We start from the raw sequence: 13,673 nt of genomic DNA on the forward strand, positions 1-13,673 counted from the left end.
CCCCCGGAGGTCCCCGCATGTCCGACCCCCACGAGATCACCCGCCGCCAGCTCATGCGGTACGGCGCCGGCACAGCCGCCGGCGCGGTCGCCGCCACGGCCTTCGGCGCGGCCTGGTACGGCTCCCCGGCGCGAGCGGCGGCCGGCCCGCCGCTGGTCGAGGTCGCCTACGCCGACCCGACCGGCCTGTACCCGATCGGCCCAGAGGGCACGGCGTCGCCGGTGCTGACGGTGACGTTCAACAGCCCGGCCGCCCTGAGCGGCACCATCACCTGGTCGGTGTCGGCCCGCGGCGCGAAGGAGGTCGCCAAGGGCCAGGACGCGTTCACCGCGCCCGCCGGGCAGCCGAGCACGACCGGCATCCCGCTGGGCGCGCTCGGCCCCGACTACTACGCGGTCACGGTCACCGTCGCCGACGCGGCGGGCACGCGGCTGCTCAGCCGGACGCACGGCCTCGGCGTGCTCCTCCCGGTGGTCCAGGGGGCCCGCCCCGGCTCCTGCTTCGGCATGGGGATACGCGGCGAGTCGTCGCCGCAGGTCACCAAGCGCATCGCGCAGCGCATGGGCGTGAAGTGGACGCGCGGGGTCTTCTCGGTGCTGCCGGACGTCGTCTCGCCCGGCCCCGGCAGGTTCTGGGACGACGGGAACCACCAGGCGGACATCGACAGGGCGCGCGCCGAGATCCTGGAGTGGCGCGGCCACGGCATCGAGCCCACCGGGTTCATCAACTACAACATGTCCTGGAACGTCCAGCCGGGCCCGGACGGCAAGCCGGTGCGGCCGCACCAGAACCGCCCGAAGGACATGGTGGCGCACGCCGACATGGTCTTCCACACGATCGCCCCGCTGCAGGACCTGGTGAAGAACTGGGAGGTGTGGAACGAGCCGTGGGTGCACGGCTGGGCCTGGATGACCGGCGACGCCCAGGACTACCGGGACATGACGAAGCTGATCTGGGACCGGGTCAAGCCGCGCTTCCCCGACGTGAACCTGCTGGGCGGCGGCTCGGTCTCCTACAACCGCGACATCGTCTACGCCAAGGGCTCGAAGGACACCGGCTACATCGACGGCTCGGTCAACCACGCCTACGGCTACCCGGACGCCACCCAGTACGCGATGACCAAGACCCAGATCAGGATGGACAGGCTCTGGTCGAGGACCGGCGGCCGGGCCGGGCAGTGGCAGACCGAGCTGGGCACCGCGGCGAAGCACTCCTTCCCGGGCCTGCCGCCGGAGCAGGCGGCGTACGCGGTGGCGAGGACGCTCGCGCCGACGTACCTGCTGCACATGCTGGCGGGGGCGGAGGAGGACTCGCCGATCCGGATCTTCTGGTTCTCGCTCTCCTACGACAAGGGGTACTCGGGCCAGGAGTTCAACATCTACGACATCACCACCAAAAGCCCGATGCCCGCGGTCGTGGCCTACGCCACGATGACGGCGCTGCTGGAGGACTGCGAACTGCTCACCGAGCTGTACCCGAAGGCCCGGTCGACCTGGGGTTTCCTGTTCAAGCACGCCGACGGCCGCGGGCGGGCCGCCCTCTACGCCGACCAGCTCTTCGACGGCACGATGGAGCACCCGCGGGCGGGCCACACGGGCACGCTGACGCTGACGGACGCGCGCGGCATCCGCGTCCGCGACCATCTGGGCGGCCTGCTGTCCGACGGCGAGGCGGACCGGGTGACGCTGAGGCTGGCGCCGTGGGAGGTGCTGTACTTCGACGGCGACCGCAGCCCTGAAGAGCTCAGGGCGGCACTCACCACAGGTGCGGAGTTCGCCTACGACAGCCCGCTGGACATCACGCCGCTGCCGTTCACCAGGCCGGTCGGCCACGGCACCACCATCGACGTCCGCGTCGAGAACGTCTCCCCGCAGACCGTTCACGCCGCCCTGCGCGTCACCCCGCCCGAAGGCTGGAGGACCGCGAACCGCGTGTTCCCGCTGCCGAGGCTGCGGCCCGGCGAGACACGGATCGTCCGGGTCCCGGTCCTGTCCGCCCGGATCGACCCGGGCAACCGCTACACCGTCGGCTACGACGCGACGACCGGCCCCGCACGCCAGACCGGGTCGCGCACCGTCCAGGTCGCCCACGCGCCGTTCCTGGCCGACGGCGACCGGTGGGACGACGTCGTGCCGGTGACGATGACCGCCGGCGAGCGGACCTACACCTTCCAGACGGCGTGGGACGACGGCTTCCTGCACGTCAGGGCCCGGATCGAGGACGACGCGCAGGCGTCGAACGACCCGTTCGCGGTCAACGGCTACCTGTTCCCCTTCAGGGCCGACAGCGTGCAGCTCGCCTTCGACGTGGTCGCGGACAAGGCCGAGGACCTGCTGGCCGGCGACCCGCACCACGACAAGGCGCTGCGCTCGATCTCGCACCTGTTCGCGGCGACGCTGGCCAAGGGCGGCGTCCCGGAGCTGCACCGCCTGCTCGCCCCCGGCACCAACTACCAGACCTACTACCCCACCAACGCGCCGCTGCCGACGCCGCTGGGCACGATGACCGCACAGGAGGGCCGGGTCCAGGTCACGCGGGACGAGGCGGCCAAGGTCACCACGTACCAGATCTCGCTGTCGTGGGACCAGTTGCCGGAGCTGGCCGCCGCCGTCAGGTCGCTGCCGGAGGGCCGGACGCACGAGACGGTCATGGCGGTCCAGGTCCAGGACTCGGGAGCGGGCGGCGCGGGCGCCACCTACTGGACCACGCAGAACGAGGCCCCGGTCTCCGGCTGCTACAACTTCGCCCCGTTCTGGGGCACCGGCGCGCAGTTCACCGGCGGTCGCGTGGACACCCGATGGGGCATCGGCCGGTGACCGGCCTCCCGAACCCGCCGTGGGCGGGCGGCTCCGGCCTGCGCATCACCGGCGTGCGGACCATCCTCACCGCGCCCGCCGGGACAACGTTGGCCGTGGTGCGGGTGGACACCAGCGAACCCGGCCTGTACGGCCTCGGATGCGCCACGTTCACCCAGCGCGCCAAGGCGGTCCGCACCGCGGTGGACGAGTACCTGGCGCCCCAGCTGATCGGCCGCGACCCGGCCGACATCACCGACATCGCCGAGACGCTGCACGTCAGCGGCTACTGGCGGTCGGGGCCCGTGCTCAACAACGCGCTGTCCGGCGTGGACATGGCGCTGTGGGACATCAAGGGCAAGGTCGCGGGGCTGCCCGTGTGGCAGCTGCTCGGCGGCCGCTGCCGCACCGCGGTGCCGCTCTACACCCACGCGGCCGGGATCGACGCCGAGGCCGTCGCCGACGAGGTGCGCCAGTGGCTCGGCGCGGGCTACCGGCACGTACGCTGCCAGGTCTCCGTGCCCGGCGGCGGCACCTACGGAGCGCCCAGCGCGGCCGGAGCGCCGGACATCTGGGACCCGGCCGCCTACCGGCGCACCGTGCGCGGGCTGTTCGAGCACCTCCGCGCCGAGATCGGCGCGGAGGTGGAGCTGATCCACGACGTGCACGAGCGCGTGCACCCCACCGACGCGGTCCGCCTGGCCAAGGACCTCGAACCGTACGACCTGTTCTACCTGGAGGACCCGGTGGCGCCGGAGGACCTCGTCTGGCTGCGCGCCGTCCGCGCCCAGTGCGCCACGCCGATCGCGATCGGCGAGCTGTTCGTCAACCCGGCCGAGTACAGGACCGTGGTCGCCGAGCGGTTGTGCGACTTCATCAGGGTGCACGTCTCCGCGATCGGCGGCATCACCCCCGCCTGGCGGCTGGCGAACCTGGCCGAGGCGTTCGGGGTGCGCACCGCCTGGCACGGCCCCGGCGACGTCTCACCGGTCGGCCACGCCGCCAACCTCGCCCTGGACCTCGCGAGCCCGAACTTCGGGATCCAGGAGCAGCACCTGTTCGGCGAGCGGGTGCGGGAGGTCTTCCCCGGCTGCCCCGAGATCCGCGACGGCCACCTGTGGCCGAGCGAGCGCCCCGGGCTCGGCGTCGACCTCGACGAACGCCTGGCCGCGGCCTACCCCCCGGCCGCCACCTCCGCCTGGCGGCCGCCGCGCCGGGCCGACGGCGCCCTCCAGCGACCATGACCCCCCGAGGAGAACCTCCCATGAGAACCTTCCTGCCGGTCGCCGCGGCGATCACCCTCACCCTCGCCGGCTGCACCACCGGCGGCTCCACGGCCGCGCCGGGCGCGGCGGCCACCACGCTGACCGTCGCCCAGTGGACCAACGCGGGCGCCATCGAGTTCACCAAGCAGCTCAACGCCAAGTTCGAGAAGGCCCACCCGGGCGTCACCGTCAAGCTGCAGAGCACCGGCACCGCCAACGGCGCGTGGGCCCAGCTGGCCAACAGCCTCCTGCAGGCCAAGTCCGTGGACGTGCTGGCCAGGTTCGCCCCGACCCAGGCGGCCTTCCCGCCGGAGTCCACCGGGATCCAGCCCTCCGGCGTCGCCGCGCTCATCACCGCCGGACAGCTCACCGACCTCAAGAACCAGCCGTTCATGAAGAACTACGACGCCGCCACCCAGGCCGCCGCCGTCGGCCACAAGGGCGGCGTGTACGGCGTCATGGCCGCCAGCTACGCCGCCGCCGGAGCCATCTGGTACAAGAAGGACCTGCTCGCCCAGCACGGCATCAGCGTCCCGGCCACCTTCCAGGAGTTCCTCGACGCCTGCGCCACGTTCAAGAAGGCCGGCAAGACCCCCATCTTCCTGTCGGGCAAGGTCGGCATGCAGGGCGGCATCTGGCAGGGCATCGAGAACCAGCTGCTGATGAAGGGCCGCGAACCCGCCGAGTCGGTGGACGTCTCCGCCGAACGTGCCAAGGCGTTCTGGGACGGCACCCAGAAGTGGACCGACCCCGTCTACAAGGAGATCGGCGCCCGCTACGCGAAGGTCATGCAGTACGTCGAGCCCGCCGCCTCCGGCGTCGACCAGCAGACGGCGCCCGGCGTGTGGGCCGTCAAGACCGACGACTACCCGTTCCTGGTCGACGGCTCGTGGGACGGCCTGACCATCCAGCAGGCCAACCCGAAGCTGAACCTCGGCTTCTTCGTCCTGCCCGGCACCGACGACGCCGCCGCCAACCGGGTGGCCTTCAAACCGGACCTGACCTGGGTCGTGCCGGCCTCGGCCCCGCACAAGGACCTCGCCATGCAGTGGCTCGCCATGTTCTCAGAACCGGACAACTACCGGCAGTGGCTGAGACTGACCGGCTCGCTGTCGGCCCAGCCGCAGGTGCAGAACACCGGACTGCCGTGGATGGACTGGCTCGACGCCCACACCGCCGGCTCCTTCACCCAGCTCACGCCCCCGTGGACGCCGCCCGGCGCACCGCTCGACGCCTCCGGGCCCGACTTCTACAAGCTCGCGCCGATCGGCCCCGACAGCCTGGAGACGATCCTGTCCCGCTCGGCCGCCGCCTACGCCAAGTCGGCGGGCCACTGACGTGGCGGCCGGTCCCTTCGGAACCCGGCGCACCCGCCGGCTCATCCCGTGGGCGAGCATCGCGATCCCCGGCATCGGGTGGCTGCTGTTCGGGCTCTACCCGTCGCTGGCCACCGTCGGGTACTCCTTCACGCAGTACTCCGGGCTGCCCGGCACGCCGCTCAACGTCTGCGGGCTGTGCAACTACACCGCGGCGTTCACCTCGCTGTCGGCGCAGGTGTGGGAGTCGCTGCAGGTCACGCTGGTCTACGTGGTCGGCGTGACCGTGCTGCAGAACGTCGCAGGACTCGGGCTGGCGCTGCTGCTCAACCGCCCGGGACGCTCGTACACGGTCTACCGCGCGCTGATCTTCATGCCGCAGATCTTCTCCGTCGCCGTGGTCGGCGCGGTGTTCGCCCTCATCCTCGACCCGTTCACCGGCCCGGCCGCGACGGCGTGGAAGGCCCTGTTCGGCAGCACCACGGCCTTCCTCGGCGACAGCTCCCTGGCGCTGCCGCTGGTGATGCTCGTCAACATCTGGATGTTCGCCGGGTACTCGATGCTGATCTACATCGCGGGCCTGCGCAACATCCCGAAGCCGGTGTACGAGGCGGCGGCCCTGGACGGCGCCGGACGCTGGCGGGCGTTCCTGCACGTCACCTGGCCGCTGCTCGCCCCCGCGACCACCGTCAACGTCTTCCTCACCGCGATGGGCGCCCTCGGGGAGTACGCCCTGATCCTCGTCCTCACCGGCGGCAACTTCGGCACCAAGACCCTCGGCCTGTACATGTTCGAGTCCGCCTTCGGCGGCAACAGCCAGCTCGGCTACGGCTCGATGCTGGCGATGCTGCAGTTCCTCCTCACCCTCGCCATCGGCGGCACCCTGCTGTTCACGCTGCGCAGGAGGGAGATCCAGCTATGAGGACGAACCCGCTGCGCGCCGGAACCCGGAACCTGCTCTGCTTCGGGATCGCCGCGCTGCTGTTCGCGGCGCCCCTGGTCTACCTGTTCCTGCAGGCGTTCAAGACGTTCACCGGGTTCCTGCAGGACCCGACCGGCCTGCCGCACCCGTGGACGCTGGAGAACTTCGGCGCGGCCTGGACGCAGGGCGACTTCGGCCGCCAGATGCTCAACAGCCTCGTGTACGCGGTCGTCCCGGACACGGTCACGCTGATCCTCGGCGTCTTCCTCGCCTTCCCCGTCTCACGCGGCTACTTCAGGCGCTCCAACGCGGTGTACGCCTTCTTCGTCTTCTCCGGCTTCCTGCCCGGCGGCCTGATCCCGCTGTTCATCGAGGCGCAGGCGCTCGGCCTGTACAACAGCATGCCGGGCTACCTCATCCTCACCAGCCTGTCCGGCGCCGGGTTCTTCTTCTTCGTCGGCTACATCAAGGGCATACCCCGCGAGATCGACGAGGCGGCGGCGCTGGACGGCTGCGGCTACGTCCGCTTCATCTTCACGATCATCATCCCGCAGATGAAGCCGGCGCTGGCGACGTTCGCCATCTTCGGGTTCGTGCACGCCTGGAACAACCTGATCCTGCCGCTCGTCATGCTGTCGGACCAGAAGCTGTGGCCGGTCACCCGCGGCCTGTACTCGTTCTTCGGCGAGCACACGCAGAACTGGCCGCTGATCGCCGCGGGCACGTTCATCGTCGCGGCGCCCATCCTGCTGCTGTTCGTGGCGCTCCAGCGCCACCTGGTGGAGGGAGTCGCGGGCGGGGCGGCGTTCGGCACGCAGGGCGTCGCGGTGCCGGCCGAGCCGGGTGAGGCGCGATGAGGGTGTGGCGGCAGGACGCGGACCGGGTGGTGTTCCGGCTGGCCGAGCGGATCGGGCATCCCGAGTTCGCCTGGCCGCGGACGCTGCTGCGCTTCCCCGTGCGCTGGGAGCGGCCCTCGCTGCGGCTCGCGGAGCTGCGGCTGGCCGACGACGCCGGGAACGGGGTGCCGTTCCAGGCGGCCGGCGTCGCCGAGGCCGGCGGCCTCGCGGTCTCGGCCGTCATCTGCTTCTTCGCCGACCTGCCCCCCGGCGTGACCCGCTCCTACACGCTCTCCCCCGGCACCCCCGCGCGGCCGGACCGGCCCGTACGCGTGGAGCTCGGCGACGACCACGTCGTCCTCGACGGCGGCCCGCTACGGGTACGGCTGCCCGCCTCCCGGACCGCCCGCGGCACGGCGCCCGGACCGGTGACCGCGTGGGACCGGGGACACGGCTGGGCCGGGGAGTCGGAGGTCCGCGGCGGCGTGCGGCGCGTGGAGTCGCGGCTGCTGGACAGCGGCCCGCTGTTCGCCGACCACGAGACCGTCTACCACTTCGAGAACGGGGGCCGCTACACCGCGACCGTCCGCTGCCTGCAGGGCTGCGACTTCGTCGAGCTGTCCGAGGAGATGACCGGGCTCGACGGCCCCGGCGCCGCCTGGGAGCTGGCCTGGACCGGCTGCTCCCCCACGCACCGCTTCTCCTCGGCCTGGCCCGGGTCGCAGGTCGCCGCCGACCACCTCGACCCCGGCAGCCCCGACACCTACCGGTGGCCCGGCGTCGACGAACCCCTGACGCTCGCCGGCTGCGGCGAGGACCCGAACTTCTCCGGCCCCGGCGGCACCGAACGGCCGCAGGAGGACTACCTGTTCACGGTCGGCCCGTACGCGCCGAGCTTCGCCTGGAACGTCCGCCCGCACGCCGCGTTCTGGGACGTCCGCTCGGGCGACGCCATGGGCCTGTTCATCCGCGACCACGCCCGGTGGGACGACCGCTCCTACGCCTCCTGGGCCTCCTCCGACCTGCTGCAGGTCAGGTTCAGGCACGCGGAGGGCGTCCTGCGCTGGTCGTGGCCGCTGCGCACCGGGACCCGCTCCACCGGCATCGCCTTCCACGACCACGAACGCGACCGCGAGGTGCTGCGGCGGCAGGCCGGCGGCGTCGGCGCCGCCTACCAGAGCACGTACGCGCGCGACCTGCACCACTGGCAGGGCACCCTGAGCCTGGACCGGGTCAAGGACTGGGACCTCGCCTACGACGGCAGGCGCCCGCGGCCGGTCGCGGCCGAGGGCGAGTTCGCGACCGCGGAGGAGTTCGCTGCGGCGCTGTTCGAGGGCGACGAGGGGCCGCGCCTCATCGCGCGCGGCGTCAACGACCTGGCCGGATACCTCAACATCGGCCAGCGCCCCCTCTACGACCGCTTCCTCGACGGCCGCCAGCGGCTCGGCCACCGGCTGAGCGAGCGGCAGCGGCGCCGCGTGGACGCGCTGCTGCTGCTCACCGCGCACGTCTCGGCGAACGAGGAGATGACGCCCGTCCTGCGCATGTTCGGCGGGCACCCCAACTTCCTGGCCGACGGCAAGGCCGCGCTGGCCTGCCTGGCCTGGCTGTTCCCCGACCACCCGGCCGCTCCCGCCTGGCTCGACCAGTTCGGGAAGGTCGCCGAGCTCGCCGCCCGCTTCCACACCAGGCCCGCCCTCCCGGCCCGCGAGACGTCGGCAGGGCGCTGGACCGAGAGCCTGGCCACCTACGTCTGGGCGTTCCTGCGGCCCATGACCCTCGGCAACGCCCTGGCCCGCCGCTCCGACGGGCGCAACCGGCTGGCGACGCCGGAGTTCGCCGCGATCGGCGACTGGCTCGTCAACGCCCTGACCGCGCCCGTCCACACGTCGGACGGCGACACCGCGCGGCTGCATCCCGCCCAGGGCGCGCACGCCTTCTGGCCGCGCCGCCCCCCGATCGAGATGCGGCTGCTCGGCGAGGCGCTGCGGCGCTACCGGCCGCTGGTCGCCGAGCACCTGCTGTGGGGCGGCGACGCCGCGGCCAGGCACCTGGACGCCGCGCCGGGGGCGCCGGACCCGTGGCGGCCGCTCGTCGAGACCGCGGGCGACACCGGCACCAACCCCCGGCTGCGCAGCTCCGCCCACACCGGTTACGGCGTCACGCTGCGGGCCGACGTGGACCTGCCGTCCGAGGTCGCCGTGTTCCTGCAGCAGGTCGACCACGGGCCGAACTACCGGTGGGGCATCGCCGACGACAACGGTTCCGGCCACCTCTACTACTACGCCGCCGGCCGCTCCTACAGCGGCCACGGCCCCGAGGACGCCGGTGACCGGCGCGTCCCCGACGCCACGTTCGCCACCTCGTGCGCCGTGTGGAAGGACGGCGCCTTCCGCTCCATCGGCCAGAACACGCTCGACCGGCCGCTGCGCGATCTCGGCTGGGCGCAGTTCGCCGAGATCGTCCCGCATCCGGACGGCCCGGTGGCCGGCGAGTACCGCAGCCGCAGCGTCCTGCTGATGGGAGCCGACTACATCGCGACCTACGACGCGTTCGCGCCCGGCCGGCGCACCGTCTGGACGTGGTCGGCGCTCACCCGGCCGACGGGCCACGACGCCAACAGTTTCGCGTTCCTGCCGGACCGCATGCCGCGCGTCCACCTCGTCCGGGGCGCGGGGCAGGGCGGCGAGATGGCGACGCCGACGTCGAGGATCCTGCGGCTGGAGGGCGACGGCGGCGACATCCTGGCGATCGTCAGCCACCGCGAGGACCTGACCGTGGACCCGGCGACGCCGTGGGGTGCGCGGATCAGGACGCCCGGCGGCGTCGACCACGTCTTCCGCGACGAGAGCGGGCCCCTGGACGTCGCCGAGGACGGGCTGCGCTTCCGCGGCACGGCGGGCGCCGTCCGGCTGCGGCACGACGGCGTGCGCCTGCTCGCCCTGTTCCGCGGCACAGCGGGGGGCACGGCGGGGGGCACAGCCGGTGGCGGGGTGGTCGGCACCGACGAGGTGACGCTGACGACCGACGACCCCGAGCTCGCCATCAGCCTCGAATACCGCGACCCCCGCGAGATCGAGGGCGTCTACCACGCGCCGAGACCGGCCACGGCGCGGCTGCGCGTCGCGGGCGGCCCCGGCCCGGCACGCCTCTTCGTCGACGGCGTCCCCGCGCGGACCCGCCGGACCGGCGACGAGGAGCTGTCCGTCGAGCTGCCGGAGGGCCGGCACCGCTGGCAGCTCACGGCGGGCGCGCCGCGACCGGTCCCCTCGCGCGTGCTGCGCACCGAGAACGTCAGCGGCGGCGCCCTCGTGCACTTCACCCACGCCCCCGGAGCGGACTCGTACGCGATCCAGCTCAGCGCGGACGGCGGCGCCACCTGGGCGCCCGCGGGCACCGCGCGCCGCGGCCCGTTCGCGCTGGACGGCCTGGCCGACGGCGCCAAGTACCACGTCCGCGTCGTCGCGGGAACCGCCGAGCCCGGCCCCGACTACCCGCTGTACGCGAGCGGCGACCCTCCCCCCGCGCCCGACGGCCTGCGGCTCCGGCTCGCGCCCGGCAGGGTGACGGCGACGTGGGGCGAGGTCCTCGGCGCCGCCCGCTACCGCCTCTACCGGCGCCGCAAGGGCGAGGCCGCCTACCGCGAGGTCTTCGCCGGCCTGGCCTTCAGCCACGGCGAGGACCTGCCGGGAGTGGTGCCGGGCCTGGCCGAGCCGTCGTCCCGCGAGCTGCCCGAGGGCGTGACGGTCCACGAGTACGCGGTCGCCGCCGAGAACGGCAACGGCGTCGGAGCGATGTCTCCCCCGGTGGACACCGACCCGCGCGGCTGGCGGCACTGGGAGCCGCCGGTGGAGGCGGCGTTCCGGCGCCGGCACACCTACAACCAGCCTCCGTACACGCCGGACCCGCTGACCCCCGCCCACTACCAGGAGGAGCGCCGATGACGTACCGGATCCTCGTCACCGGGGCGGCGGGCCGCGTCGGAACGGCGCTGCGCCCGCTGCTGGCCCGCCCCGGCAGGGTGCTGCGGCTGCTCGACCTCGCGCCGCTGGGCCGCGCCGCGCCGGGCGAGGAGCTCATCCAGGCGTCCTTCACCGACCAGGACGCGATCGACCGGGCGTGCCGGGACGTGGACGCGGTCGTGCACCTCGGGGGGCTCAGCGGCGAGGGCCCGTGGGAACGGCTCCTCGCGGCCAACGTGGACGGCACCCAGCGGGTCCTCGAAGCAGTCCGCCGGCGGGGCGTGCGCAAGGCCGTGCTCGCCTCCAGCATCCACGCCGCCGGATTCCTCACCCGCGACGACGCCCGCGCCGCCGGGGACGGCGGCCTGCTTCCCGCGGACGCGCCGCCGCGCCCCGACACCTTCTACGGCGTCAGCAAGGCGGCGCTCGAAGCCCTCGGCGCGCTCTACCACTCGCGCTTCGGCATCGACGTCAGCTGCCTGCGCATCGGCGCGTTCCGTCCGCGTCCCGTCTCGCCGCCCGACCTCGCCGTGTGGCTGTCGCACCAGGACGCGGCGCGGCTGGTCGAGGCCTGCCTGGCCGCGCACCCGCCCACGTTCCGCATCCTGTGGGGCATCTCCGGCAACACGCGGCGCTGGTGGTCGCTCGCCGAAGGGACGGCGATCGGCTACCGGCCGCGCGACGACGCCGAGCGCTTCGCAGGCGACGTCCCGGGGGCCGGCGCCTTCGACCCCGCCGACCCCCTCCTGCACCGGGTGGGCGGCGGCTTCTGCGCGATGCCGCTGGGCGGCTCAGCCGGCGAACGGCGTGGACGGCAGGCCCACGGCGCCGAGCGGGTCGAGGGCGAACACTGACCCGGAGGGGTCGTCGTCGGCCAGGTCGAGCCCTTCACGGGCCGACGTGACGTACAGGACGTCCAGGCGGGGCCCGCCGAACGCGCAGGACGACGGCTGCGGCACGGGCATCGCGATCTCGCCGAGCAGGTCCCCCTCGGGGGAGATCCGCGCCAGCCGGCCGCCGCCCCAGATCGCGACCCACAGGCATCCCGCCGCGTCCACGGCGAGGCCGTCGGGCATGCCGGAGGCGGCGGGGATCCGGCGGAGCGTGCGCCGGCGGCTGAGCTCGGTGGAGCCGGGGCGGGTGTCGAAGGCCCAGATCTCGCCGGCGATCGAGTCGGCGAGGTAGAAGGTGCGCCCGTCGGGGCTCCAGCCGAGCCCGTTGGGCAGGGCCAGGCCGTCGAGGACGACCCGGCTCGTCCAGTCCGGCATGAGGACGTGCAGGGCGCCTCTGCCGGGCTCGAAGTCCATCGCGGTGCTGCCGGCCCACAGCCGCCCGTGGCCGTCGCACTTGGCGTCGTTCATGCGCTCACCGGCGGGCAGGATCGCGCGCCGGACGTCCATCGGCCCGCCGGGCCCGACGGCCGCGAACCCTTCGGCCGTCGCGGCGGCGAAGCCTCCGCCACGTCGCGGCGCCGCGGCGCCGACGAGCGTCGGCAGCTCGACCGTGACGGTCCGCCCGGTGGCCGGGTCGCTGGTGTGCAGGTGCCCGGCAGGGATGTCGACCCAGTGCAGGCTGCCGGTCGCGGCGTCCCACACGGGTCCTTCGCCCACCCGCGCCCTGCCGGGGACGGCGATCCGGGCCGTCGCTGGGAGCCCTGCCCGCACGCGGTCGTCGCGGCCGGTCATCCGGGGAGCACCACCGCGGCGCTGGCCAGGAGCCCGCCGTCGACCGGCAGCGCGATGCCGGTGATGAAGCTGGCCCGGTCTCCCGCCAGGAAGGCGACGGCTTCCGCCACCTCCTCCGGCCGGGCCACCCGTCCCAGCGGATGCATGCGCCCCCACGACTCGACCAGTTCCTGCGCGGCCCCGTCGGTGCCGTCGGTGAAGGCGCGGGCCGAGGACCGCAGCATCGGGGTGTCCACCGACGCGGGGCACACGGTGTTGACCCTGATGCCGTTCCTCGCCTCGTCGATCGCGGCCGAGCGGGCGAACGCGTTGAGCGCCCCCTTGCTGGTGGTGTAGGCGGCGACGGCGCTCTGGGTGACGAACGCCTGCACGGAGGAGACGATCACGATCGACCCCGACCCGCGGGCGCGCAGGCGGGGCAGGGCGTGCTTGACGATGTGGAACGTGCCGGTCAGGTTGACGGCGAGCACGTCGTTCCACTCGCCGGCGCCGGTCTCGGCGGCCGTGCCGTAGCGCTGGATGCCCGCGGCGGCGACCACGACGTCCAGGCCGCCGTGCGCGGCGGCGACGTCCTCGACGAGCCGCGCGGTGGCGGCCTCGTCGGTGACGTCGAGCTCGACGTGCTCGACGCCGGGCAGCGGCGCTTCGCGGTCGCGTCCCGGTGGCAGGCCGGCGGCCACGACCGTCGCGCCGCGTGCCGAGAGCAGCCGGGCCGTCGCGCGCCCGATGCCGCTGAATCCTCCGGTGACGATGGCGACCTTGCCGTCGAACTCCGCCACGTTCCACTCCCCTCGATGTCGTCCGCAGGCGGCGCCGGAGGTGGGCCGCGGCAGGCGGGTCCGCCGCGACTGTCGAGCCGGGACCCTGCGAGCCGGTTACGCGGCACCACTCT

The 13,673-nt window shown here is 73.7% G+C and carries 9 protein-coding genes; 7 read left to right on the forward strand and 2 right to left on the reverse strand.

Annotation, left to right across the window (positions count from 1 at the left end):
- Positions 1-17 precede the first annotated feature (17 nt).
- From BMX74_RS25765 to BMX74_RS25795, 7 genes are read left to right on the forward strand one after another with little or no spacing between them, the layout of a single operon-like run.
- Positions 18-2,816: a DOMON domain-containing protein gene (locus BMX74_RS25765; protein WP_091103305.1), complete on the forward strand. Its 2,799-nt coding sequence runs from the start codon at positions 18-20 to the stop codon at positions 2,814-2,816.
- A complete protein-coding gene (locus tag BMX74_RS25770; protein ID WP_201784471.1) occupies positions 2,813-4,039 on the forward strand; it encodes an enolase C-terminal domain-like protein in 1,227 nt (408 codons plus the stop codon). Before BMX74_RS25765 ends, BMX74_RS25770 begins: the two co-directional genes overlap by 4 nt.
- Positions 4,040-4,059: 20 nt before the next feature.
- Positions 4,060-5,397 (forward strand): ABC transporter substrate-binding protein, encoded by a 1,338-nt coding sequence (locus tag BMX74_RS25775; protein ID WP_177227517.1) that lies wholly within the window; start codon positions 4,060-4,062, stop codon positions 5,395-5,397.
- Position 5,398: 1 nt separating this feature from the next.
- Positions 5,399-6,298 (forward strand): carbohydrate ABC transporter permease, encoded by a 900-nt coding sequence (locus BMX74_RS25780; protein WP_091103308.1) that lies wholly within the window; start codon positions 5,399-5,401, stop codon positions 6,296-6,298.
- On the forward strand, positions 6,295-7,155 hold the full coding sequence (locus tag BMX74_RS25785) for a carbohydrate ABC transporter permease (protein WP_055502159.1): 861 nt from the start codon (positions 6,295-6,297) through the stop codon (positions 7,153-7,155). Before BMX74_RS25780 ends, BMX74_RS25785 begins: the two co-directional genes overlap by 4 nt.
- Positions 7,152-11,078, forward strand: a complete 3,927-nt coding sequence (locus BMX74_RS25790; protein ID WP_143078766.1) for a hypothetical protein — start codon at positions 7,152-7,154, stop codon at positions 11,076-11,078. Before BMX74_RS25785 ends, BMX74_RS25790 begins: the two co-directional genes overlap by 4 nt.
- On the forward strand, positions 11,075-11,950 hold the full coding sequence (locus BMX74_RS25795; protein WP_091103311.1) for an NAD-dependent epimerase/dehydratase family protein: 876 nt from the start codon (positions 11,075-11,077) through the stop codon (positions 11,948-11,950). Before BMX74_RS25790 ends, BMX74_RS25795 begins: the two co-directional genes overlap by 4 nt.
- Here BMX74_RS25795 and BMX74_RS25800 read toward each other — a convergent pair.
- Together BMX74_RS25800 and BMX74_RS25805 are read right to left on the reverse strand one after the other, a co-directional pair.
- Positions 11,888-12,781, reverse strand: a complete 894-nt coding sequence (locus BMX74_RS25800; protein WP_091103312.1) for an SMP-30/gluconolactonase/LRE family protein — start codon at positions 12,779-12,781, stop codon at positions 11,888-11,890. The two genes, BMX74_RS25795 and BMX74_RS25800, sit on opposite strands and share 63 nt — an antisense overlap.
- Entirely contained in the window at positions 12,778-13,560 is a 783-nt protein-coding gene (locus BMX74_RS25805; protein ID WP_055502163.1) for an SDR family NAD(P)-dependent oxidoreductase, read from the reverse strand. Before BMX74_RS25805 ends, BMX74_RS25800 begins: the two co-directional genes overlap by 4 nt.
- Positions 13,561-13,673 lie beyond the last annotated feature (113 nt).

This window comes from Nonomuraea pusilla (genome assembly GCF_900109355.1).
Lineage (GTDB): Bacteria > Actinomycetota > Actinomycetes > Streptosporangiales > Streptosporangiaceae > Nonomuraea > Nonomuraea pusilla.

Coding starts and splice junctions, on each gene's coding strand:
- BMX74_RS25765 (WP_091103305.1), top strand. CDS start 18: ATGTCCGACCCCCACGAGATCACCCGCCGCCAGCTCATGCGGTACGGC.
- BMX74_RS25775 (WP_177227517.1), top strand. CDS start 4,060: ATGAGAACCTTCCTGCCGGTCGCCGCGGCGATCACCCTCACCCTCGCC.
- BMX74_RS25785 (WP_055502159.1), top strand. CDS start 6,295: ATGAGGACGAACCCGCTGCGCGCCGGAACCCGGAACCTGCTCTGCTTC.
- BMX74_RS25790 (WP_143078766.1), top strand. CDS start 7,152: ATGAGGGTGTGGCGGCAGGACGCGGACCGGGTGGTGTTCCGGCTGGCC.
- BMX74_RS25795 (WP_091103311.1), top strand. CDS start 11,075: ATGACGTACCGGATCCTCGTCACCGGGGCGGCGGGCCGCGTCGGAACG.
- BMX74_RS25800 (WP_091103312.1), bottom strand. CDS start 12,781: ATGACCGGCCGCGACGACCGCGTGCGGGCAGGGCTCCCAGCGACGGCC.